This is a genomic window from Streptomyces sp. SL06, from assembly GCF_058244745.1.
This window is the reverse complement of the sequence record NZ_JBSYOT010000002.1, coordinates 4,378,297-4,399,821: the sequence shown is the minus strand read 5'-3', so window position 1 is coordinate 4,399,821 and position 21,525 is coordinate 4,378,297. Positions and strand designations below refer to the sequence as shown.

The window sequence follows — 21,525 nt, the reverse complement described above, 5'->3', positions numbered from 1 at the left end:
GCAGCCCGCTTCCTCGCGCCTTCGCCGGCCGGGCGGGGTCCGGCCCTCAGCGCCCCTGGTACTTGGCCGCCGTCGAACGCGCCGAGCCGAGCTTGCCGTAGAGCTTCCCGCCGGGGCAGCTCGTGGCGAAGCCGTCCCGGTGACCGGAGATGACGTTCAGTCGTACGTTCTTGCCTTTTCGGTAGAGATTCCCACCGCCGGACTTCAGGTATGTCCTCCCGCGCGGATTCATGCCGGAGAGACCGAGCTTCCACGCGGTGAGCCGGGCGATCGCCTTCACGGCGGCCGACGACGGCTTCGTGGAGTTGTAGGTGCCGAGTACGGCGACTCCCATGCTGTTGGAGTTGAACCCCAGGGTGTGGGCGCCCAGTACGGCCCTGGACACGCCCCCGGCCCGGCCCTCGTAGATCTTTCCGCACTTGTCGACGAGGAAGTTGTAGCCGATGTCGCGCCAGCCCATGCTGTTGACGTGGTAGCGGTAGATGCCGCGGATGACCGACGGGGCCTGTGAGCAGCGGTAGTTGTTGCCGGTGTTCGAGTGGTGCACGAAGGCCGCCTTGACCTTCGTGGTGTACACGGGCTTCTTCACGCGCAGTTTCTCGTCGGCGCCCCAGCCGCGGCGTGTGGTGATGCTCGGGCGGGGGCCGACATACGGCTTGGCCCGCTGCCGCGCGCCGAGTTCGGCCTCGGTCCGGGCGCGGCTCAGGGCCGGGATCTCGGTGGCGCCCGAGGTCGTGGCCGCGCTGCGGGGGCCCTGCCCGGATCCCGGGGCCGGCGCGGGCGCGGTGCCCCCGCCGGGGTCGACGAGTTCGAGGCGCAGGCCGGTCGGGAGCGGGGCGGCGGCCTCGGTGGTACGGCCGGAGCCGGGGCCGCTGTCCGCGCGCACCCGTACCTCCACGCCGTCGGACTCGCCCACCCACAGCGGTGCGGTGGCGCCGCGGACCCGGCCGGAGGCGCTCTCCGGGGTGCCGGGGTCGGCGGCGTGGTCGGTGTTGTGGGTCTCCAACTCCTGCCGGCCGGACCAGGTTCCGGTGCCGGTGGCGCGGGTACGGACCTCGACGCGGCCGTGGAGTTCGGTGCCCGGGTTGTCCCAGACGACGCCGACCAGCGAGAAGTTCCGTACGTCCTTGCGGGGCACGCCCTGTTCGGCGGTGCCGGGGGTGCGGTCGCGGGCGAGGGGGGCGAGGGGCAGCGACTGGGTGCCGCCGGGGACGTACGCCTCGGGCCGCGCCGTCGTCCCGGTCGTGGGCGGGGCCGAGGAGGTGGCCGCCGCCGCGGGTGGGGTGAGCGGGAGGGCCAGGGCCGCCGCGCACGTGACACCGATCGAGGAAGCAAGGAATCCACGCATGCCCCTGATCCTGAACACCGTCAGACAAATATGTCCATTTGGGATCTGACGGGCCGTAGGGCGTTTTGGTCCGATCCGGTGGTGGCGCGGTACGCCGTCCGCCCGGTGCGCGGCTTTGGGCCCGCGTACGCTTGTCCGGGTGAACGCGACCGACCGCACCCCTGCCGACCTGCTGAGTTCCGCGCTCGCCGCGGACCCGGGACGCCCCCTGGTGACCTTCTACGACGACGCCACCGGCGAACGCGTCGAACTGTCCGTCGCCACCTTCGCCAATTGGGTGGCCAAGACCGCGAATCTCCTCCAGGACGAACTGTCCGTCGAACCCGGTGACCGGGTCGCGCTGCTGCTGCCCGCGCACTGGCAGACGGCCGTGTGGCTGCTGGCGTGCGCGTCCGTGGGTGTCGTCGCCGACATGGCGGGTGATCCGGGGGCGGCCGACGTGGTCGTGAGCGGTCCCGAGCCGGAGTCGCTGGAGGCGGCGCGCGCGTGCTCGGGTGCGCGGATCGCGCTGGCGCTGCGGCCGCTCGGGGGGCGGTTCGCGCCGGGTCCGCCGGAGGGCTTCGCCGACTACGCGGTGGAGGTGCCGGGGCAGGGGGACCGGTTCGTACCGTACGCGCCGGTGGATCCGGAGCAGCCGGCGCTGATCGTGGCCGGACGGGAGTTCAGCGGGGCGGAGGTCGTGGAGCGGGCCCGGTCGCAGGCGTCGGGGCTCGGGCTCACGGGTCCGGGGACGCGGATCCTGTCGGGGCTGCCGTACGACACGTGGGAGGGGTTGAACGCGGGGTTGTACGGGCCGTTGGCAAGTGGCGGGTCGGTGGTGCTGTGCCGGCATCTGGAGCAGGCGGGGCCCGGGGTCATGGACCAGCGGATCGAGACGGAGCGGGTTTCGGCGACGGCGCGGTGATGTGACCGCGGGGTGTCGGTGAACCGGCGTCGGGGTGAGGGGCGTCGCCGGTCCGGCGCCCGGCGTTTGCGTCGACAGCGGGCGGAGCTGATCCGGCGCCCGGCGTCGGGGGCGGGCCGGGGGTGGGGAGCGTGGCCCGGCGCTGCGGGGTGCTGCCTGCGCCCACCCGTGCCGCCCCGGGCAGCACAACTACCCGCAGGCTGGGACGGCACAGCCACCCGCAGGCTGGGCAACCCGATCACCCCCACGCCGAGACGCCACAACCGCCCACAGGCTGGGCCGGCCCGACCGTCCGTACACCGGGGGCAACCGAGTACCCGCGGCCCGGACAGCCCGTGCCCCCGTCGTCGTGACCCGTTCGGCTCATCCCCGTTCCGTCCCCGGGGGTCGGTCGGGGCATGGTCGTAGGAGCGTGCGGGTGTGGACGGAGGGAGACGTGAGCGGTGATGCGGGCGCGCCGCCCGACGAGGGGGGCCCGGGGACGGGGGCGTCCGCTACCGGGGACGGGCTGAAGCGGCGGCGTCGCAGGCGGCGGCTGAGGGGTGCGGCGATCGTGGCCGCCGTGCTGGCCGTGGGCGCCGTGGGCGTCGGGTGGGCGGTGTACGCCAAGCTGAACGGCAACATCACCTCGGACGAGGCGGCGGCCGCCGAACTCGCCCGGTACGACAAGGACCGGCCCACCGCACTGGTGCGCGGCGCGCAGAACGTCCTGCTGATCGGGTCGGACTCGCGCTCCGGCGAGGGCAATGAGCAGTACGGGCGGGACTCCGGGACGGAGCGGTCGGACACCACGATCCTGCTGCACCTGGCCGCGGGCCGGGACAGCGCCACCGCCGTCTCCCTCCCCCGCGACCTGATGGTGGACGTGCCCGGCTGCCACCGCTCCGACGGCTCGCGCACCAGGCCGGTGTTCGCCCAGTTCAACTACGCCTTCGAGGCGGGCGGTTCGGCGTGCTCGATCCGCACGGTGGAGAAGCTGACCGGAATCCGGATCGACCACCATGTGGTCGTCGACTTCCAGGGCTTCAAGAAGATGGTCGACGCGCTCGACGGCGTCGAGGTGTGCCTGCGGGAACCGGTCGACGACAAGGACGCCAAACTGAAACTGCCCGCGGGCCGGGTGACGCTCCACGGGGAGCAGGCACTCGGTTACGTCCGCGCCCGCAAGTCGCTCGGCGACGGCAGCGACACCGAGCGGATGGACCGGCAGCAGCGTTTTCTGGGGGCGCTGGTCAGCAAGGTCCAGAGCAATGACGTCCTGCTGAATCCGGTGAAGCTGTATCCCGTTCTCGACGCCGCCACGTCGTCCCTCACCACGGACCCGGGTCTGGCCAGTCTGCGCGGGCTGTACGACCTCGTGCGCGGGCTGCGCGACATTCCCACCGAACGCGTGCAATTCCTGACCGTCCCCCGGGAGTCGTACGCGGCCGACGCCAATCGGGACCAGCTCGTGGAGCCCGACGCCGGGAAGCTGTTCACCCGCCTGCGGACGGACGAACCCGTGGAGATCGCGGCGCCCCCGAAGAACACACCGACGCCGGGAACCGGTTCCGGAACGCCCCGCGCGTCCTCGGACGGCGAATCCCCGGCGCCGACATTCAGCGGAAACACCGCCGGCGAGGACATCTGCGGGTAAAGCGCGGCCCTTTCTCCGAAGAATGCCGGGGATTGCCCGGTTGTAAGGGGCCATCCGGTGTCTGCCGCCGCCCGGCTCCACGGCGCCGCCCGCCGACTTCCCCGCCCTTTTCCCTGTGGACCAGGTGACCAGGCGGGCCACTCTCGCGTCCTACATGGCAGCCGCGCCGCGGCTCCGGCGGGAGAGCGGGCGGGAGGAATCCGCCGGGACGGCCGTACAGCCAATGACGGGGCCCGTACGTCCAACTGTCGAAACTGGGCGCGCGCTCGGGCGGTTCACGGGCGCGAGGTGGGAGAGAAGGAAATGACGCGGAGCAGCGTGCACGAGGAGGGAACACGACCGGGCGCCGCCCGGCGCGCCCGGGGCACCAAGGAGAGCGCCACCGGCGAGGCCGCCCCCCACGCGGACGGGCGCGAAGGAGAAGGGGACCGCGGGGACGCGGGGCGGGGGAAGGGCAGACGGACCGGGCGACGGCGCCGCACGCTCAGGTGGTCCGCGACGACCCTCGCGCTCCTGATACTCGTGACGGCCGGGGCCGGATACCTCTACTACGAGCACCTGAACGGCAACCTCGAGAAGGGCGAGCGCAGCAGCGGCGACTCCAAGGCGCACAGGACCGAGCCGAACGCGACCGGGCAGAGGCCCCTGAACATCCTGCTGGTCGGCTCCGACAGCCGCGCCTCCGACGCGAACGTGGCCCTCGGCGGCGCCAGGAACAACCGCGACAGCCCGCCGCTGGGCGATGTGCAGATGCTGATCCACCTGGCCGCGGACCGCAAGAGCGCCGCCGTGGTGAGCATCCCCCGCGACACCCGGGTGGACATCCCCCAGTGCACCGACCCGGACAGCGGCGACACGTATCCGGCGACCAACGACATCATCAACGTGTCGCTGAGCCGCGGCGGCGCCGGCTGCACGCTGGCCACCTGGGAGAACCTCACCGGGCTCTACATCGACCACTGGATGACGATCGACTTCGCGGGCGTGGTGCAGATGGCGGACGCCGTCGGCGGGGTCGAGGTCTGTGTGAAGCAGAACGTGTGGGACCGCCCGCTGCCCACCCTGTCCGGCGGATCCGGTCTGAAGCTGACCGCCGGCCGCAAGAAGGTGCAGGGCGAGCAGGCGTTGCAGTGGCTGCGCACCCGGCACGCCTGGGGCAGCGACCTGATGCGGGCGCGGGCCCAGCACATGTACATGAACTCGATGATCCGCACGCTGAAGCAGCAGAACGTCTTCACCGACACGGGCCGGCTGATGAAGCTGGCCGAGGCGGCGACGAAGTCCCTGACGGTCTCGGAGGAGATCGGCACGGTCAAGAAGCTCTACGACCTGGGAGCGCAGCTCAGGACGGTACCCACGGACCGCATCACCATGACGACGCTGCCCACGCGAGAGGACGACCGGGACCCCAACCACCGGCTCGCGGACGGCGCCGGCGCCCAGGAGATCTGGGCGATGCTCCGTGACGACGTGCCTTTCGACGACAAGGACGACAAGGGCGCCCGGAACGCCGAGGACGCCGCCGCCGGAAAGGAGGCCTCCGCGAAGCCGTCCGCCGGTTTTGCCTCCACCACCGCCGACGCCAGGATCGGCGTCCTGGTGCAGAACGCCACCCGGTCCGCCACGCTCGCTCCGGTGACCGGCCGTGCGAGCGCGGTCGCCGGGACGCTGGTGCAAATGGGATTCACCGCGGCGAACGCGGACACCTCGGCGCCGCACTCCGAGGAGAGGACCGTGGTCCGTTATCCGAGCGCCGAGTTGGCGAACGGGGCCGGGCGCGTCGCCGAGGCCCTGGGAATTCCCGCGAGTGCCGTACAGAGGTCGACCGACGTGTCCGGTATCACACTTGTCGTGGGGACCGATTGGCGCTCGGGCACGTCTTATCCGAAAGAGAAGACGCCCAAGGCCGGTGACCTGCCGGAGAGCAGTGACGCCATCAACGGGTCGGACACCAGCACGTGCATGGAGGTGTACGAGCCCTACCGATGGTAGGAGTTCATGTAAATAGGAGGGATTGCCCTGTTGTAGGGTCGTCGAATTTGTCACCTGTGTCGTTGCACGCTGAACTTGGCGGATAGTGTGAGCGCTCCAGTGCCCCCGCCGCGAGGTCAGCCCTGGCGTTCGTGCACTTGTTGACCCTTTACCGTGCGCCTTCCGGGAAGGTGCCGCGTGGCCCCGACGGAGGATTGGGAGACCGTGGACGCGCAAGGACATGGGCGGGCAGACGATGTCGATCCCGCAGACCAGTGGGTGCTGAATCCGCAGACCGGTGAATACGAACTGCGACTGCCTCCCTCCGCAGCGCAATCGGCACCCCGGCCCGCACCGCAGTCGGCCGTCCCGGGCCCGCGCAGACCCGCCCCCCGTGAATCCTCGGCCGCCAACGACGCTCCCGGCACGACACGCCGTCGTACGGCCGCACCCGAGCGCGAGGTCCCGCCGCAGCGGCGACGCCGTTCGGCACCCGAGGAGCCGGCCCCCGGGCGGCGCGGACGCCGGCCGGCGAAGAAGAAGTCGCGGAGCGGGAAGATACTGCTCTGGACCGGCGGCACCACGGCCTTCGTCGTCCTCGCGGCCGGCGTGGGCGGCTACTTGTACCTCAAGCACCTCGAAGGCAACGTCACGACGACGGATGTCGGCAGCGCCGGCAGCAGCAGCTTCAGCAAGGACGAGGCCTTCAACATCCTCATCATCGGCACCGACAAGCGCACCGGCGCGGGCAACGAGGGCTACGGCGACAGCGGGAGCGTCGGCCACGCCGACACCAACATCCTGCTGCACGTCTCCAAGGACCGTACGAACGCGACCGCGTTGAGCATTCCGCGCGACATGATCGTGGACATCCCGGACTGTCCGACGAAGCAGCCCGACGGCTCGGAGAAGGTGATTCCGGGCACGCCCGGCCAGCGGTTCAACGTGAGCCTCGGGCAGGACGGCCGTGACCCCGGGTGCACGATGCGCACCGTCGAGGAGGCCACCGGCATCGAGGTGGACCACTTCATGATGGCGGACTTCAACGCGGTGAAGACGCTGACGACGGCCGTCGAGGGAGTGGAGGTGTGCGTCGCCAAGGACGTTGACGACGACGACTCGAAGCTGCACCTCGCCGCCGGCACCCACACCATCGAGGGTGAGCAGGCGCTGGCGTTCGTGCGCACCAGGCACAGCTGGGGCAACAAGGGCGATCTCGACCGCATCGGGGTGCAGCAGCAGTTCCTCAGCTCGCTCATGCGCAAGATGGCCTCCAGCGACACCCTGACCAGCCCCACCAAGCTGGTGAAGCTGGCGGAGGCGGCCACCAAGGCACTCACCGTCGACACCGCCATCGGCAATGTCGGCACGCTCAAGGACGTGGCCCTGGAGCTGAAGAAGGTGCCGCCGAAGAACATCACCATGGTCACGGTCCCCGTGCAGGACAACCCGGCGGAGAAGGTCAAGGCGACCGTCGTCGTCGACCAGGCGACGGCCCCCCAGGTCTTCGACATGATCAAGAGCGACATCTCCTTCACCGAGGTCAAGAAGCAGAAGAAGAAGGAAGCCGCCGCCGTCGCCGCCCGCCTCAAGGGCGAGAAGTCCGACCCCTCCGAGGTCCGCGTCCGCGTCCTCAACGGCGGCGCCGCCACCGGCAGCGCCCAGCAGGAACTCGCCTACCTCCAGACCAAGGCGGGCGTCACCAAGTCCGAGAACGCGGGCAACGCCGACGCGGATGTCGCGAAGACCACCCTGGAGTACGCCCCCGACCAGGCCGACCAGGCCCGCGCCCTCGCCGACATCCTCGGCCTGTCGGGCGGCGCCATGAAACCCGGCAAGAGCGTCACCAACTCCCAGGGCCTGCCCACCATGACCCTCACCCTCGGCAAGGACTTCAAGGGCGCCGGGGTCAAGCTCAACTCCGCGTCGGCCGAGACCCCCGACGTTCCCAAGTCCACGGCCGACAAGGTCGGTTGCGCCAGCTGAACCGCGGGGCCGGCTACGGAGTGGTGGCGCGGACCGCGGGGCGGCGGCTCGCGATCACCTTGCGGGCCAGTGACCGCGGGCTGGTCAGGAAGCCCCAGCCCCACGACATGTGCATGGTCGCCAGCGCCACCGGCACCTGTGCGCGTGCCTTCGGGCCCAGCCCCCTGCCCGCCGGGAGCGAGCCGGCGACGATCGCGGCCAGATAGCCGCCGGGTATCACGAAGGCCCACGGGGTCAGCGCCGCGCCCAGCACGAGACCGGCCGCGATCGCGCACACGGCGGCGGGCGGGGCGAGGTAGCGCAGGTTGATGGAGCCGGAGTGGTAGCGGGCGACGACGTGGCGCCAGCGGCCGTAGTCCTTGTACTGCCGGGCCAGCGCCCGCATGCTCGGCCGGGGCCGGTAGGACACCTTCAGCTCGGGCGAGAACCAGATCAGACCGCCGGCCTCGCGGATGCGGAAGTTCAGCTCCCAGTCCTGGGCGCGGATGAACTCCTCGTTGTAGCCGCCCTGCCGCTCCAGCGCCTCGCGGCGGAACACGCCCAGGTACACCGTCTCGGCGGGGCCGGCCCGGCCGCCCGTGTGGAAGGCGGCGTTGCCCACGCCGATCCTCGATGTCATCGCGGCGGCGACGGCCTCTTCCCAGGCGTTCTCGCCCTCGGCGTGCATGATGCCGCCGACGTTCTGCGCGCCGGTCTCCTCCAGGAGCCGTACGGCCGTGGCGATGTAGTTCGGCGACAGCATGCCGTGGCCGTCGACGCGTACGACGACCGGATGGCGGGAGGCCTTGATCGCGGCGTTCAGCGCGGCGGGCGTACGGCCGGTGGGATTCGGCACGGTGTGCACGCGCGGATCCTCGCGGACGAGTTCGGCGGCGATCTCCTCCGTGCGGTCCGCGGAGGGACCGACGGCGATGACCACCTCCATCTCGCCTGCGTACTCCTGGGCGAGGATGGCGCGGACGGCGCCGCGCAGGTGCCGCTCCTCGTTGAGGACGGGCATGATCACGGAAACGGCGGGCGGCCGCACGTCGGACTTGGCGTTCATCGGTGCTCACGTTACCGCGAACGGGGGACACGAGTGCGCGCCGCGGGGGTCACAACCCGGGCAGCAGATCGTATGGGCCTACGGTGCTCACGGTTCCCACGTCCGGCCTCGGGGTCCCTCCCCCAAGGGCCCGTCCTCGCGGAGGTGTCACCTTGCCCACGCCGCCCCGCTCCCCCCGGGTCCCGGCCTCGACGGCCCGGGGCGGTCCCCCCGCCCGGCGCGGCGGCTCCCGCCCGTCCCGGCGACCGCCGCGGCCCCCCGTACGGCGCGGCAGACCGCGCTGGGCCATGCGGGCGGTGACGGCGCTGTCGGTGGTGGTGCTCGCCTCCGCCGGGATCGGGCACGCGGTGCTGTCGAGCCTGGGCTCGGACATCTCGCGGGTCGACGCCTTCAAGGACATGAAGAACCGGCCGCGGGCGGGCGACGGCATGAACGTCCTGATGGTCGGCACCGACGGACGCGACCGGATCAGCGAGGAGGAGCGGCGCAAGTACCGGCTCGGCGGCGCCCCCTGCCACTGCACGGACACGATCATGATCGTGCACATCTCGGAGGACCGGGAGCGGGCGAGCGTGGTGAGCCTGCCGCGCGACTCGTACGCCGAGACGCCCGACCACACCGACCGCACCACCGGCGAACACCACAAGGGGCACCCCCTCAAGCTGAACGCGGCCTACGCCGAGGGCGGCCCGCAGCTGACCATCCGCACCGTCGAGAACATGACCCGGGTGAAGATCGACCACTATCTGGAGGTCGACTTCACCAGCTTCATGAAGACCGTGGACGTGCTGGGCGGCGTGCAGATCTGCACCGCCCAGCCGCTCAAGGACAGCTACACCGGGCTGGACCTGCCGGCCGGCACGCACCGGCTGATGGGCGGGCAGGCGTTGCAGTACGTCCGCTCCCGCCACCTCGACGGGGCCTCGGACCTGAGCCGGATGACGCGCCAGCAGCGCTTCCTGGCCGCCCTGATCGACCGGACGACGTCCTCCGGGATCCTGCTGAACCCGCTCAAGTTCCGCGACGTCACCCGGGCCGTGCTGGGCTCGGTGCGGGCGGACGAGGGCTTCGGCACCGACGAACTGCTGGCGCTCGGGCGGGCGATGCGGAACTTCTCGCCGTCCTCCTCCGAGTTCACCACCGTGCCGATCGGGCAGATGGGCTACGCCGTCAAGGGCGTCGGCTCGACCCTGAAGTGGGACCCCGCGAAGTCGGAGCGGGTCTTCGACGCGCTGCGCGAGGACAAGCCGCTGGCGGCGCACAAGCCGCGGTCGGGGGGACCGGCGCCGGTGCGGGTGCCGGTGGACCCGAAGCAGATCCGCGTCCAGGTGGAGAACGGCACGGGCACGGCCGGGCTCGGCAAGCAGGTGGACGACGCCCTGGCCGCGACCGGGTTCGGCACCACGCGGGCGCCCGGGAACGCCGCCGACCGCGCGACCGAGCGCACCGTCGTCTCCTACGACCCCCGCTGGGACCAGTCGGCGAAGTCGCTGGCCGCCGCCCTGCCCGGCAGCGAGCTGCGGCCGGTCAAGGGGCAGGGGGCGACGCTGAAGGTGACCGCGGGCGCCGACTTCAAGGAGGTCGTGAAGGTGCGGCCGGCCGACCCGCCGCAGGAGTCGGGCACGGTGGTGCGCGGCGACGAGGTGGTGTGCGGGAAGCGGTGACCGGCGTCCGGCCCCGGCTCAGTTGCCGGAGACGGTGACCTTCTCGTCGTTCTTCAGCTCCTCGACCAGCTTCTTCACCTTGGCGTCGTCCCACTTGAGGTTGGAGCCCACGCTGCCCGAGATCGGCATGTTCATCGACGTGCCGTCGCCGCCGCTGACGCTCTTCATCGCCCAGAACATGCGGGCCAGGCCGAACAGGCCCATGTCCTTGTCGACGACGAGGGAGTCCAGGCCGGCGCCCATGGTCGGGTACAGCTTGAACGGGTTGAGCACCGTCGAGGGGGTGGCCACCTGGCTCGCCAGCGCCGACAGGAACTTCTGCTGGTTCTTCGTACGGTCCAGGTCGGATCCGGCCAGCGCGTACCGGGTGCGGACGAAGGCGAGGGCCTCCTCGCCGTTCAGGGTCTGCTTGCCCTTCTTGAGGTCGGCACCGGACTTCTTGTCCTTGATGTCCTGCGGGATGTCGATGTCGACGCCGCCGACCGCGTCCACGATGTTCGCGAAGCCGGCGAAGCCGATCTCCACGTAGTGGTCGAGGCGCAGCCCGGTGTTGTACTCGATGGTGCGCACCAGCAGCTCGGGGCCGTCCTCCGCGTAGGCGGCGTTCAGCTTCACGTGCCGGCCGGTGCCCTGGTACGTCTTGCCGGACTCGGAGCCGACGAAGGAGGGGATCTCCACGTCCGAGTCGCGGGGCAGGGAGACGAGCGTCGACCCCTTGGCCCCGGTGTGCAGGATCATCATCGAGTCGGTGCGCTTGCCCTCGGCCGACCCGGTGTGCAGGTCCTTCTTCTGCTCGTCGGTCATACCCTCGCGGCTGTCGGAGCCGACGATCAGGTAATTGGTGCCCTTGCCCGCGTCGGGCCGCTCGATGACCTTGGACAGGTCGACCTCGCGGTTGAGCTTGGAGTCGGCCCAGAAGTAGGTGCCGACGGTGGTGACGACGAGCACGGTCACCACCGTGATCGCGGTCCACTTGATCCGGCGGCGCCAGTTCGGCGCGGGCCGGTCCCGGTACTCGCCGCCGGGGCCGGGGCCCTGGCCGCCGGAGCCGCCGTAGACCTGGCCGGTGTTGTAGCCGCTGTCGTAGCCGTCCTGGCCGCCGTGGCCGTCGACGTACGACGGCTGCCGCGGTACCCCGGCGCCGTACGGCGGGGCCGACTGGCTCGGGCCGGGCGGCGGCGCGCCGCGGCGGACCTGCCGCATCACGCGCGCGCTCTCGGGCTGTGCGCTCGCGCTGCCGCGTCCGTACCGGCCGGCGCGGTTGTCACCGGACCATCCCTCGGGCCAATCATTCATGCGCACCAGTGTGCAGGGCCGCGCTGTGCGCCATACAGGGTCGTCGGAAAATAGGGCCCGCGCTGTTGCGAAGCTGACACAAAACCGCGCTGTCGTCGGCCCGGCATAAGGTGGAGGCCATGACAGACCAGGCACAACAGGCCTCGGCCGGGCCGTCGGCGACACCGGAGATCCCGGGCAAGCCGACCTCGGCGGCCCGCACCACCCTCAGCCACATCATGACGCACAGCGACACCAATCTTCTGGGGACGGTGCACGGCGGCGTGATCATGAAGCTGGTCGACGACGCGGCGGGCGCCGTGGCCGGGCGGCACTCCGGCGGCCCCGCCGTCACCGCGTCGATGGACGAGATGGTGTTCCTCGAACCGGTCAGGGTCGGCGACCTGGTCCATGTGAAGGCACAGGTCAACTGGACCGGCCGCAGCTCCATGGAGGTCGGCGTCCGGGTCCTGGCCGAGCGCTGGAACGAGTCCACCCCGGCCACCCAGGTCGGCTCGGCCTACCTGGTCTTCGCCGCGGTGGACGCGGACGGCAGGCCGCGCCAGGTGCCGCCGGTCCTGCCGCAGACGGAGAAGGACAAGCGCCGCTACCAGGAGGCCCAGATCCGCCGCACCCACCGCCTGGCCCGCCGCCGCGCGATCATGGAACTGCGCGAGCGACGGGCGGCCGAGGGCTACGAGGACTGAGCCCGAAGCCCACCACCGGAACCCGCCCCCGTGAGTCTTACGGCAGGTTCCTCGCCATGACGATGCGCTGGACCTGGTTGGTGCCCTCGTAGATCTGGGTGATCTTGGCGTCGCGCATCATGCGCTCCACCGGGTAGTCGCGGGTGTAGCCGTAGCCGCCGAGGAGCTGGACCGCGTCCGTGGTGACCTCCATCGCGGCGTCGGAGGCGAAGCACTTGGCGGCGGCGCCCTGGAAGGTGAGGTCGCTGTCGCCGCGCTCGGACTTGGCGGCGGCCGCGTAGGTGAGCTGGCGGGCGGCCTCGATCTTCATGGCCATGTCGGCGAGCATGAACTGGACGCCCTGGAAGTCGCCGATCGGCTTGCCGAACTGCTTGCGCTCCTTGACGTAGCCCTTGGCGTAGTCGAGGGCGCCCTGGGCGATGCCGAGGGCCTGGGCGGCGATGGTGATGCGGGTGTGGTCCAGCGTCTTCATCGCGGTGGCGAAGCCGGTGCCCTCCTCGCCGATCATGCGGTCGGCGGGGATGCGGACGTTGTCGAGGTAGACCTCGCGGGTCGGGGAGCCCTTGATGCCGAGCTTCTTCTCCGGGGCGCCGAAGGAGACGCCCTCGTCGGACTTCTCGACGACGAAGGCGGAGATGCCCTTGGAGCGCTTGGTGGGGTCGGTGACGGCCATCACCGTGTAGTACTCCGACTCGCCCGCGTTGGTGATCCAGCGCTTGACGCCGTTGAGGATCCAGTGGTCGCCGTCGCGGACCGCCCTGGTCTTCATGCCGGCCGCGTCCGAGCCCGCGTCGGGCTCGGAGAGGCAGTAGGAGAACATGCCGTCGCCCTTGGCGAGCGGGGTCATGTAGCGCTTCTTCAGCTCCTCGGAGCCGGACAGGATCACCGGGAGCGAGCCCAGCTTGTTCACCGCCGGGATGAGGGAGGAGGACGCGCACACGCGGGCCACCTCCTCGATCACGATCACCGTGGCCAGCGCGTCGGCGCCCGAGCCGCCGTACTGCTCGGGGACGTGCACGGCGTGCAGGTCGTTCGCGGTCAGGGCGTCGAGGGCCTCCCGCGGGAAGCGGGCCTCCTCGTCCACCGCTGCGGCGTACGGCGCGATCTTCGCCTCGGCCAGCGAGCGAACGGCGTCCCGGAGCATGTCGTGCTCCTCGGACGGGCGGTACAGGTCGAAGTCAGCCGATCCGGCCAAGGTCTCTCACACTCCAAAACGCAGTGATGCTGACGCTAATTACCGTTAAGTAACTCTGAATTTTAGGCTCCCTCCACGTTCGTGGATAGGTGAGCTTGGCGACAGCGGGAAACCTGCCCGCCGAAGCGCCCCGCGACGCCCCGGATATGCTCGGGCGCGCAGCCCGCCGTACACCTTCAGGAGCACCCCCATGGCCCCCAGGATCACCGTGATCGGAACCGGCTACCTCGGCGCGACCCACGCCGCGGCCATGGCCGAACTCGGTTTCGAGGTGCTGGGCCTGGACGTGGTGCCCGAGAAGATCGAGATGCTTGAGCGGGGGCGGGTCCCGATGTACGAGCCGGGGCTGGAGGAGCTGCTGCGCAAGCATGTCGCGGGGATCGAGGGGTCCAGCGGGCGGCTGCGCTTCACCACCGACTTCGCGGAGGTCGCGGCCTTCGGCGACGTGCACTTCCTGTGCGTGAACACCCCGCAGAAGCACGGCGAGTACGCCTGCGACATGTCGTACGTCGACTCCGCGCTCGCCTCGCTCGCCCCGCACCTGCACGGCCCCGCGCTGGTCGTCGGCAAGTCCACCGTGCCCGTGGGCTCCGCCGACCGGCTGGCCGCCTACCTCGCCGAGCACGCGCCGGCCGGCGGCGACGTTGAGCTGGCCTGGAACCCGGAGTTCCTGCGCGAGGGCTTCGCCGTCGACGACACGCTGCACCCCGACCGGATCGTGGTCGGCGTGCGCGGCGAACGGGCCGAGAAGCTGCTGCGCGAGGTGTACGCGACGCCGATAGCGGAGGGCTCGCCCTTCGTCGTCACCGACTTCCCGACGGCCGAGCTGGTGAAGACGGCCGCGAACTCCTTCCTGGCCACCAAGATCTCCTTCATCAACGCGATGGCCGAGGTGTGCGAGGCGGCCGGCGGGGATGTCGCCAGGCTGGCCGAGGCGATCGGGTACGACGACCGGATCGGAAAGAAGTTCCTGCGGGCCGGGATCGGGTTCGGCGGCGGCTGTCTGCCGAAGGACATCCGGGCGTTCATGGCGCGCGCCGGCGAGCTGGGCGCCGACCAGGCGCTGACCTTCCTGCGCGAGATCGACTCCATCAACATGCGCCAGCGCGGCCAGATGGTGGAGCTGACCCGGCAGGCGCTGGGCGGCGGCCCGTTCCTCGGCAAGCGGATCGCGGTGCTCGGCGCCACCTTCAAGCCCGACTCGGACGACGTGCGCGACTCCCCCGCGCTGAACGTCGCCGGACAGGTCCACCTCCAGGGCGCCCAGGTCACGGTGTACGACCCCAAGGGCATGGACAACGCGCGGCGGATCTTCCCGACGCTCGGTTACGCCGGCTCCGCGCTGGAGGCGGTGCGGGGCGCCGATGTCGTCCTGCACCTGACGGAGTGGCGGGAGTTCCGCGAGCTGGACCCGCGGACGCTGGGCGAGGCGGTGACGGCCCGGGTGATCCTGGACGGACGCAACGCCCTGGACCCCGGGGCATGGCGCCGGGCCGGCTGGACCTACCGGGCGATGGGCCGCCCGACCGCCTAGGAACCCCGGTCAACAGGTGACGCCGGTTCGGCCGAGGCTCAGTCGGCCGAACCGGCGTCTGTCGCATTCTGCACCACGGGGCGGCGCGGCGGCCGGTGAATCCCGTGTGGTTCACGTCCCCCTGGCCCGGTAGCGGCGCATCTTGGCGCGCGCCCCGCACACCCGCATCGAGCACCAGCGGCCGCGTCCGGCCGGGCTGCGGTCGTAGTAGGCCCACAGGCAGTCGGCGGCCTCGCAGGCCTTGAGGCGGCTCCAGGTGCCCGCGATCAGCGCCTCGGCGACGGCGGCGGCGACGCGGGCGGACAGCGGGCCCGCGCGGGCCGGGGCGAGGGCGGCGGAGCCGTCGGCGGTGTCGACCGTCACCACCAGCGGCGCCGCGGACAGCAGCTCGCCGAGCGGGGTGACCGTGCGGTGCGGCGGATGGCCGGCGTGGGCCAGCAGGGTCGCGCGCAGCGACTCGCGCAGTTCGCGGGCCGCGGGCAGGTCGTCCTCCCCCAGACCGAACCGCGTCCGGTTCTCCGGTGTGTCCAGCGAGTCGACGCCCGTCTCGACGTCCAGCGTGTTCACCAGGGCCCGGACCAGCTCCAGGCCTCCCGGCGCGGGCGATCGCTCACTCATGCTTGCGACGTTACCGCCAATGGGGCAGCATGCAGTAACCGTTACCGGTTACCCGGCAATTCAGGTAACAGCAGCAGGTGACGGCAGACCGTGGATCTCAAGGAGGAAGTCATGGCTGTCGCCGAACTGGGCGCCGTCGTCCTGGACTGTCCCGACCCCCGTGCACTGGCCCGCTTCTACGCCGGCGTGCTCGGCGGCACCGTCGAGGACGAGGGCGAGGAGGACTGGATCGACCTGAACCTGCCGGGCGGAGGGGTGCTGTCGTTCCAGGCCGCCCCCGGGTTCGTGCCGCCGAAGTGGCCGGCGCCCGACGACTCGCAGCAGTTCCACCTCGACCTCGCCGTCAAGGACCTGGACACGGCCGAGAAGGCCGTCCTGGAACTGGGCGCGAAGCCCCTGGAGACGGAGGACCGCGCCCGCACCTTCCGGGTTTACGCCGATCCCGCCGGGCACCCGTTCTGCCTCTGCGCCTGCTGAGCGCCGGCCCGCTTCTACGCGGCGGTCGCGGGCGGCACGCCCGACGAGCAGGACGCGGACCGGGTGGTGCTCCCGGTGCCCGGCGGGCCGCGGGTGTCCTTCCGGCGCGCGAGCGGCCTCACCGCACGAGAAGGTGCTCGCGCTGGGCGCCCGGCCGCTGGACCTCGACGACCGGGAGGAGAAGGACTTCATGGTGTACGCCGATCCGGCGGGGCATCCGTTCTGCCCGTGCCGGATCGAGCACCCGTGACGCCCGCGCGGGCGGCTATCCGTCGAGGTCGGCGATCGTCGCCGTGGACGGCCCTCGTCGCGCCTGTGCCGCCCGTGCGGTGAAGGCCGCCGCACGCAGCACACGCTGGACGTTGCCCCAGGTCAGCAGGGCCACGTCCGACTCGGCCCAGCCGCGGCGCAGCAGCTCGGCGACGAGCCTCGGGTAGCAGGAGATGTCGCCGAGTTCCAGCGGGTGGGCGGTGCCGGTGTCGAAGGTGCCGGACAGGCCGACGCCGCGCGGGCCGGCCACCGTACGGACGTGGTCGAGGTGGTCGGCGACGTCCCGGACGGTCGGGCCGGTCTGCTCGGCGGTCAGCGGCACCATGCACAGGCCCCCGGCCGCGCCCAGCTCGGCGAGCAGGTCGTCGGGGAGGTTGGCGGGGTGCGGGCGCAGGGCGCGGGCGGCGGAGCGGGTGAACAGCACGGGCGCCCTGGAGACGGCGAAGGTGCGGCGGACGGTCTCGGTGGAGGCGCCGGAGAGGTCGGCGACGACACCGAGCCGGTTCATCTCGCGGACGACCTCCTCGCCGAACCGCGTCAGACCCGCCTCGCCCGCCCATGTCACCCCGGTCAGCGTCACCGCGCGCAGCCCGAGGGCGTACAGGCAACGCAGGACGCCGAGGCTGTCCCCGAGGGCGGCGGCGCCCGCGGGGCCCGGCAGTACGGCGACCCGGCCGCAGTTGCGGGCGTCGATGGTCTGCCCCGCGTCGTGCGCCAGGCGCAGCCCCTCCGGGTAGGCCCGCACCACCGACTCGACCAGGTCCAGTTGGTCGAGCGTGGCGCCGACGGCCCGGTCCCCGTCGGGGGCGTCGGGCAGGTGCAGCGACCAGAACAGCGCGCCCACGTGGCCCGCGCGCAGCCTCGGCACATCGGTTTCGACGGCGTTCTCGCCCAGCTCCAGGTCGTACCAGGGCAGGTGCTTGAGCGCCCAGGGCAGACCGCTGCAACCGTCGGCGACGGGGTGGGCGGCCAGTACGGCGTGGGCGCGGACCGACGGTTCGCCGTCGGGGTCGCTGACGGGCGCGTGGGGCTCCGGCGGGACGACCTGCGCGGTGGGCGGGGCGGACAGGTCGTCGAGCCCGTCGGCCTCGGTGGCGGTGTGCAGGTCGTCCTGGAGGTCTGCCATCGCGAAGCTCCGTACGGTCGTCGTGGGTTACGGTCACCGTCGCACGGAGCGGAAAGGGCCTCCTGGTGGGTGGGGCGTTCGGGGTACGCACGCCCCACCCGGGCACAAGCGGGGTGCTCAGCCGTCCAGTTGCCCGATGGTGGCGTTGGACGGCCCCCGGGTCGCCCGGAGCCCGCGGGCCACGGCCTCGGCGGCGTCCAGTACCCGGACCGCGTTCTTCCAGGTCAGCTTGGCCAGGTCGGCCTGGGACCAGCCGCGGTCGAGCAGTTCGGCGATCAGGTTCGGGTAGCCGGAGACGTCCCCGAGGCCGTCCGGGGTGAACGGCGTCCCGTCGTAGTCGCCGCCGATGCCGAGGTGGTCGACGCCGGCGACCTCGCGCATGTGGTCGAGGTGGTCGGCGACCGTGGCGACGGTGGCGACCGGGCGCGGGGTGTGCTCCTCGAAGGCCTGGTGGACCTTCATCGCCTCGGGGCCGGCGTCGAGGTGGTGGAAGCCGTGCGCGCGCATGTTCTCGTCGGCCTCGGCCGTCCAGTCCACGGCCGCCTGGAGCACGAACTTCGGCACGAACGTCACCATCGCCATGCCGCCGTTGGCCGGCAGCCGCTCCAGGACGTTGTCCGGGATGTTGCGCGGGTGGTCGCAGACGGCCCGTGCGGAGGAGTGCGAGAAGATCACCGGCGCCGTGGAGGTGTCCAGCGCGTCGCGCATCGTCGTCGCGGCCACGTGCGAGAGGTCCACCAGCATGCCCTCGCGGTTCATCTCCCGTACGACCTCGCGGCCGAAGGCCGACAGACCGCCGACGCGGGGCTCGTCGGTCGCCGAGTCCGCCCACGCGTTGTTGTCGTTGTGGGTGAGGGTCATGTAGCGCACGCCGAGCGCGTACAGCCCGCGGAGCGTGGCGAGGGAGTTGTCGATGGAGTGGCCGCCCTCGGCGCCCATCAGGGAGGCGATCCGGCCCTCGGCGCGCGCGGCCTCCATGTCGGCGGCGGTCAGCGCGGCACGCAGGTCCCCGGGATGGCGGTCGATGAGCTGCCGTACGCAGTCGATCTGCTCCAGCGTCGAGGTCACCGCGCCCGGCAGGTCCGAGCGCACGTACACCGACCAGTACTGGGCGCCGACGCCGCCGGCCCGCAGCCGGGCCAGGTCGGTGTGCAGGTGGGCCGACTGGTCGGCGGCGATGTCGCGGGCGTCGAGGTCGTAGTGGACCTGCTCGCGCAGCGCCCAGGGCAGGTCGTTGTGCCCGTCGACGACGGGGAACTCGCGCAGCAGTTCCCGGGCCTGGTCAAGCGAGGTCATCCGCGTGCCTTTCCGTCTTTCTTCGTCACTTGCGTCTCTTCGGTCGCGTGCGTCTCTTGCGTCACGTGCCGAATCCGAAGCCGGCCGCGGAGTTCGCGACCTTGTTGCGCAGCCGCCTGCCCTTCTCGGTGGCCTGGTCGCCCAGTTCCTGCTGGAAGTCGCGCATCCGGCCCAGCAGCTCCTCGTCGTGGGCGGCGAGGATGCGGGCGGCCAGCAGGCCGGCGTTGCGGGCGCCGCCGACCGAGACGGTGGCGACGGGGACGCCGGCCGGCATCTGCACGATGGACAGCAGGCTGTCCATGCCGTCCAGGTACTTCAGCGGCACCGGCACGCCGATGACCGGCAGCGGGGTGACGGAGGCGAGCATGCCGGGCAGATGGGCGGCGCCCCCGGCCCCGGCGATGATCGTCTTCAGTCCGCGTCCGGCGGCCTGCTCGCCGTACGCGATCATCTCGCGCGGCATGCGGTGCGCGGAGACGACGTCGACCTCGTGGGCGATCTCGAACTCGTCGAGTGCCTTGGCGGCGGCCTCCATGACGGGCCAGTCGGAGTCCGACCCCATGACGATGCCCACGACCGGGCTTACCGGGCTCATTCGGTGATCGTCCCTCTCAGATAGCCGGCAGCGTGACGCGCGCGCTCCAGCACGTCGTCCAGGTCGTCGCCGTAGGTGTTGACATGGCCCACCTTGCGGCCGGGCTTCACGTCCTTGCCGTACATGTGGATCTTCAGCCGCGGATCGCGGGCCATGCAGTGCAGGAACGCGGAGTACATGTCCGGGTAGTCGCCGCCGAGGACGTTGACCATCACCGTCCACCCGGCGCGCGGGCGCGGGTCGCCGAGGGGGAGGTCGAGGACGGCGCGGACGTGGTTGGCGAACTGCGAGGTGATGGCGCCGTCCATCGTCCAGTGGCCGGAGTTGTGCGGGCGCATCGCCAGTTCGTTGACGAGGATGCGGCCGTCGCGGGTCTGGAACAGCTCGACGGCCAGGTGTCCGACGACGCCCAGTTCCTTGGCGATGCCGAGGGCCATCCGCTCGGCGTCGAGCGCCAGGTCCTCCGGGAGGCCGGGCGCGGGCGCGATCACCGTGTCGCAGACGCCGTCGACCTGCCGGGACTCGACGACCGGGTAGGCGACGGCCTGGCCGTGCGGGGAGCATACGACGTTGGCGGCCAGCTCGCGGACGAAGTCGACCTTCTCCTCGGCGAGCACCGGCACCCCGGCGCGGAACGGCTCGGCGGCCTCCTCGGCGGAGTCGACGACCCACACGCCCTTGCCGTCGTAGCCCCCGCGCACGGTCTTGAGGACCACCGGGAAGCCCTCGCCCTCGGCGGCGAAGGCGGCCACGTCGGCCGGATCGCGCACGATCCGGTGCCGCGGGCAGGGCACGCCGATCGCGTCGAGTTTCGCGCGCATCACGCCCTTGTCCTGGGCGTGCACGAGCGCGTCGGGGCCGGGGCGCACGGGGATGCCGTCCGCCTCCAGGGCCCGGAGGTGCTCGGTCGGCACATGTTCGTGATCGAAGGTGATCACGTCACAGCCGCGCGCGAACTCGCGCAGCGTGTCCAGGTCGCGATGGTCGCCGATGACGACGTTGTTCACGACCTGCGCCGCAGAGTCCTGGGGAGTGTCACTGAGAAGCTTGAACCTGATGCCCAACGGGATGCCCGACTCGTGTGTCATACGAGCGAGCTGGCCCCCGCCGACCATGCCGACTACCGGGAAAGTCACACCCCTAGCGTATCGGCCGCGCGGAGCCCACCTGTTTACCGGCCGTTTCCCGGCCGTCCCGCCGCCTGTTCCGTCTCGCGCCGAGCCCGTCCGCAGGAAGATCGCGCGTCCGGGTGGTTAGCATGACTGGATTGACGCCAACCGATGGACGGGGGCCTGCACGACCATGGGACATGGTTCCTCGGGTGCTCATACGGCTCCCCCGGCGCCGCCCGCACCCCGCGGCGCGCTACGGGAGCGGATCGACCGGCTGACCCGCGAGGTCGCGAAGTTCGGCGCGGTGGGCGTCGCGGGGGTCGGGGTCAACCTCCTCGTGTTCAACCTGCTGCGGAACACCACCGATCTCCAGGTGGTGCGGGCCAGCATCGTCGCCACCGTCGTCGCGATCGTCTTCAACTACCTGGGCTTTCGCTACTTCACCTACCGGGACCGCGACAAGAGCGGCCGCACCCGCGAGATGTCGCTGTTCCTGCTGTTCAGCGTGGTCGGGCTGGTGATCGAGAACGGCGTGCTCTACACGGCGACGTACGGCTTCGGCTGGGACAGCCCGCTGCAGAGCAACATCTTCAAGTTCCTCGGCATCGGGATCGGCACGCTGTTCCGCTTCTGGTCGTACCGCACCTGGGTCTTCCGCGCGCTGCCCGCCCGTGAGGCGCTGACACGGGCCGAGACCTTCCTGGAGCACGAGCACCCGACCGCGATGCGCACCGTGGACGGCGCCCCCGCGGCCCACCGCTGACGA

At 71.5% G+C, this 21,525-nt stretch carries 18 protein-coding genes and 1 pseudogene; 10 read left to right on the top strand and 9 right to left on the bottom strand.

What is annotated here, in order from left to right:
* Nucleotides 1-46 precede the first annotated feature (46 nt).
* On the bottom strand, nucleotides 47-1,348 hold the full coding sequence (locus AC4IHM_RS20155; protein ID WP_490868404.1) for a peptidoglycan recognition protein family protein: 1,302 nt from the start codon (nucleotides 1,346-1,348) through the stop codon (nucleotides 47-49).
* A 139-nt stretch (nucleotides 1,349-1,487) separates the two neighbouring features.
* Here AC4IHM_RS20155 and AC4IHM_RS20150 point away from each other — a divergent pair, with 139 nt between their 5' ends.
* From AC4IHM_RS20150 to AC4IHM_RS20135, 4 genes are all read left to right on the top strand, one after another.
* Nucleotides 1,488-2,252, top strand: coding sequence for a TIGR03089 family protein (locus AC4IHM_RS20150; RefSeq protein ID WP_490868403.1), 765 nt, complete (start codon nucleotides 1,488-1,490; stop codon nucleotides 2,250-2,252).
* 436 nt (nucleotides 2,253-2,688) lie between these two features.
* The gene (locus AC4IHM_RS20145; protein ID WP_490868402.1) at nucleotides 2,689-3,888 is read left to right on the top strand and encodes an LCP family protein; all 1,200 of its coding nucleotides are present in this window, start codon (nucleotides 2,689-2,691) and stop codon (nucleotides 3,886-3,888) included.
* Between the two features lie 303 nt (nucleotides 3,889-4,191).
* Nucleotides 4,192-5,880, top strand: a complete 1,689-nt coding sequence (locus AC4IHM_RS20140; RefSeq protein WP_490868401.1) for an LCP family protein — start codon at nucleotides 4,192-4,194, stop codon at nucleotides 5,878-5,880.
* Nucleotides 5,881-6,084: 204 nt separating this feature from the next.
* Nucleotides 6,085-7,845 (top strand): LCP family protein, encoded by a 1,761-nt coding sequence (locus tag AC4IHM_RS20135; protein WP_490870881.1) that lies wholly within the window; start codon nucleotides 6,085-6,087, stop codon nucleotides 7,843-7,845.
* A 13-nt stretch (nucleotides 7,846-7,858) separates the two neighbouring features.
* Here AC4IHM_RS20135 and AC4IHM_RS20130 read toward each other — a convergent pair whose 3' ends face one another.
* Nucleotides 7,859-8,890: a glycosyltransferase family 2 protein gene (locus tag AC4IHM_RS20130; RefSeq protein WP_490868400.1), complete on the bottom strand. Its 1,032-nt coding sequence runs from the start codon at nucleotides 8,888-8,890 to the stop codon at nucleotides 7,859-7,861.
* Nucleotides 8,891-9,042: 152 nt separating this feature from the next.
* Here AC4IHM_RS20130 and AC4IHM_RS20125 point away from each other — a divergent pair, with 152 nt between their 5' ends.
* The gene (locus tag AC4IHM_RS20125; protein WP_490868399.1) at nucleotides 9,043-10,554 is read left to right on the top strand and encodes an LCP family protein; all 1,512 of its coding nucleotides are present in this window, start codon (nucleotides 9,043-9,045) and stop codon (nucleotides 10,552-10,554) included.
* A gap of 18 nt (nucleotides 10,555-10,572) precedes the next feature.
* Here the strand turns inward: AC4IHM_RS20125 and AC4IHM_RS20120 are convergent, their stop codons facing one another.
* Nucleotides 10,573-11,850, bottom strand: a complete 1,278-nt coding sequence (locus tag AC4IHM_RS20120) for an LCP family protein (protein WP_490868398.1) — start codon at nucleotides 11,848-11,850, stop codon at nucleotides 10,573-10,575.
* Between the two features lie 119 nt (nucleotides 11,851-11,969).
* Between AC4IHM_RS20120 and AC4IHM_RS20115 the strand changes: the two genes are divergently transcribed.
* Nucleotides 11,970-12,536, top strand: coding sequence for an acyl-CoA thioesterase (locus AC4IHM_RS20115; protein ID WP_490868397.1), 567 nt, complete (start codon nucleotides 11,970-11,972; stop codon nucleotides 12,534-12,536).
* A 37-nt stretch (nucleotides 12,537-12,573) separates the two neighbouring features.
* Here AC4IHM_RS20115 and AC4IHM_RS20110 read toward each other — a convergent pair whose 3' ends face one another.
* Nucleotides 12,574-13,731 (bottom strand): acyl-CoA dehydrogenase, encoded by a 1,158-nt coding sequence (locus AC4IHM_RS20110; RefSeq protein WP_490868396.1) that lies wholly within the window; start codon nucleotides 13,729-13,731, stop codon nucleotides 12,574-12,576.
* Between the two features lie 190 nt (nucleotides 13,732-13,921).
* Here AC4IHM_RS20110 and AC4IHM_RS20105 point away from each other — a divergent pair, with 190 nt between their 5' ends.
* The gene (locus AC4IHM_RS20105; RefSeq protein ID WP_490868395.1) at nucleotides 13,922-15,265 is read left to right on the top strand and encodes a UDP-glucose dehydrogenase family protein; all 1,344 of its coding nucleotides are present in this window, start codon (nucleotides 13,922-13,924) and stop codon (nucleotides 15,263-15,265) included.
* 111 nt (nucleotides 15,266-15,376) lie between these two features.
* On the opposite strand, the gene AC4IHM_RS20100 is transcribed toward AC4IHM_RS20105, so the two are convergent.
* Nucleotides 15,377-15,883, bottom strand: coding sequence for a CGNR zinc finger domain-containing protein (locus AC4IHM_RS20100; RefSeq protein WP_490868394.1), 507 nt, complete (start codon nucleotides 15,881-15,883; stop codon nucleotides 15,377-15,379).
* Nucleotides 15,884-15,994: 111 nt separating this feature from the next.
* On the opposite strand from AC4IHM_RS20100, the gene AC4IHM_RS20095 reads away from it, so the two are divergent.
* Complete coding sequence (locus tag AC4IHM_RS20095) at nucleotides 15,995-16,360, top strand: VOC family protein (protein WP_490868393.1); 366 nt, start codon at nucleotides 15,995-15,997, stop codon at nucleotides 16,358-16,360.
* Nucleotides 16,361-16,366: 6 nt separating this feature from the next.
* A pseudogene (locus tag AC4IHM_RS20090) lies at nucleotides 16,367-16,610 on the top strand (VOC family protein); the annotation flags it as partial.
* 15 nt (nucleotides 16,611-16,625) lie between these two features.
* Here AC4IHM_RS20090 and AC4IHM_RS20085 read toward each other — a convergent pair.
* The 4 genes from AC4IHM_RS20085 to AC4IHM_RS20070 form a co-directional block, all read right to left on the bottom strand.
* Nucleotides 16,626-17,756 carry a dipeptidase gene (locus AC4IHM_RS20085; protein ID WP_490868392.1) on the bottom strand — a complete coding sequence of 377 codons (1,131 nt, stop codon included), beginning with the start codon at nucleotides 17,754-17,756 and terminating at the stop codon, nucleotides 16,626-16,628.
* Between the two features lie 117 nt (nucleotides 17,757-17,873).
* Nucleotides 17,874-19,052, bottom strand: a complete 1,179-nt coding sequence (locus AC4IHM_RS20080) for a dipeptidase (protein ID WP_490868391.1) — start codon at nucleotides 19,050-19,052, stop codon at nucleotides 17,874-17,876.
* 61 nt (nucleotides 19,053-19,113) lie between these two features.
* Nucleotides 19,114-19,647, bottom strand: a complete 534-nt coding sequence (purE, locus tag AC4IHM_RS20075) for a 5-(carboxyamino)imidazole ribonucleotide mutase (RefSeq protein WP_490868390.1) — start codon at nucleotides 19,645-19,647, stop codon at nucleotides 19,114-19,116.
* Nucleotides 19,644-20,783: a 5-(carboxyamino)imidazole ribonucleotide synthase gene (locus AC4IHM_RS20070; RefSeq protein WP_490868389.1), complete on the bottom strand. Its 1,140-nt coding sequence runs from the start codon at nucleotides 20,781-20,783 to the stop codon at nucleotides 19,644-19,646. The genes purE and AC4IHM_RS20070 overlap by 4 nt, the downstream gene beginning before the upstream one ends.
* Before the next feature lie 166 nt (nucleotides 20,784-20,949).
* Between AC4IHM_RS20070 and AC4IHM_RS20065 the strand changes: the two genes are divergently transcribed.
* The gene (locus tag AC4IHM_RS20065) at nucleotides 20,950-21,522 is read left to right on the top strand and encodes a GtrA family protein (RefSeq protein ID WP_490868388.1); all 573 of its coding nucleotides are present in this window, start codon (nucleotides 20,950-20,952) and stop codon (nucleotides 21,520-21,522) included.
* Nucleotides 21,523-21,525 lie beyond the last annotated feature (3 nt).

Excerpts from the sequence above, each read along its gene's own strand:
- AC4IHM_RS20155 (WP_490868404.1), bottom strand. The coding sequence starts at position 1,348 with ATGCGTGGATTCCTTGCTTCCTCGATCGGTGTCACGTGCGCGGCGGCC.
- AC4IHM_RS20140 (WP_490868401.1), top strand. The coding sequence starts at position 4,192 with ATGACGCGGAGCAGCGTGCACGAGGAGGGAACACGACCGGGCGCCGCC.
- AC4IHM_RS20130 (WP_490868400.1), bottom strand. The coding sequence starts at position 8,890 with ATGAACGCCAAGTCCGACGTGCGGCCGCCCGCCGTTTCCGTGATCATG.
- AC4IHM_RS20120 (WP_490868398.1), bottom strand. The coding sequence starts at position 11,850 with ATGAATGATTGGCCCGAGGGATGGTCCGGTGACAACCGCGCCGGCCGG.
- AC4IHM_RS20115 (WP_490868397.1), top strand. The coding sequence starts at position 11,970 with ATGACAGACCAGGCACAACAGGCCTCGGCCGGGCCGTCGGCGACACCG.
- AC4IHM_RS20105 (WP_490868395.1), top strand. The coding sequence starts at position 13,922 with ATGGCCCCCAGGATCACCGTGATCGGAACCGGCTACCTCGGCGCGACC.
- AC4IHM_RS20100 (WP_490868394.1), bottom strand. The coding sequence starts at position 15,883 with ATGAGTGAGCGATCGCCCGCGCCGGGAGGCCTGGAGCTGGTCCGGGCC.
- AC4IHM_RS20095 (WP_490868393.1), top strand. The coding sequence starts at position 15,995 with ATGGCTGTCGCCGAACTGGGCGCCGTCGTCCTGGACTGTCCCGACCCC.
- AC4IHM_RS20085 (WP_490868392.1), bottom strand. The coding sequence starts at position 17,756 with ATGGCAGACCTCCAGGACGACCTGCACACCGCCACCGAGGCCGACGGG.
- AC4IHM_RS20080 (WP_490868391.1), bottom strand. The coding sequence starts at position 19,052 with ATGACCTCGCTTGACCAGGCCCGGGAACTGCTGCGCGAGTTCCCCGTC.
- purE (WP_490868390.1), bottom strand. The coding sequence starts at position 19,647 with ATGAGCCCGGTAAGCCCGGTCGTGGGCATCGTCATGGGGTCGGACTCC.
- AC4IHM_RS20065 (WP_490868388.1), top strand. The coding sequence starts at position 20,950 with ATGGGACATGGTTCCTCGGGTGCTCATACGGCTCCCCCGGCGCCGCCC.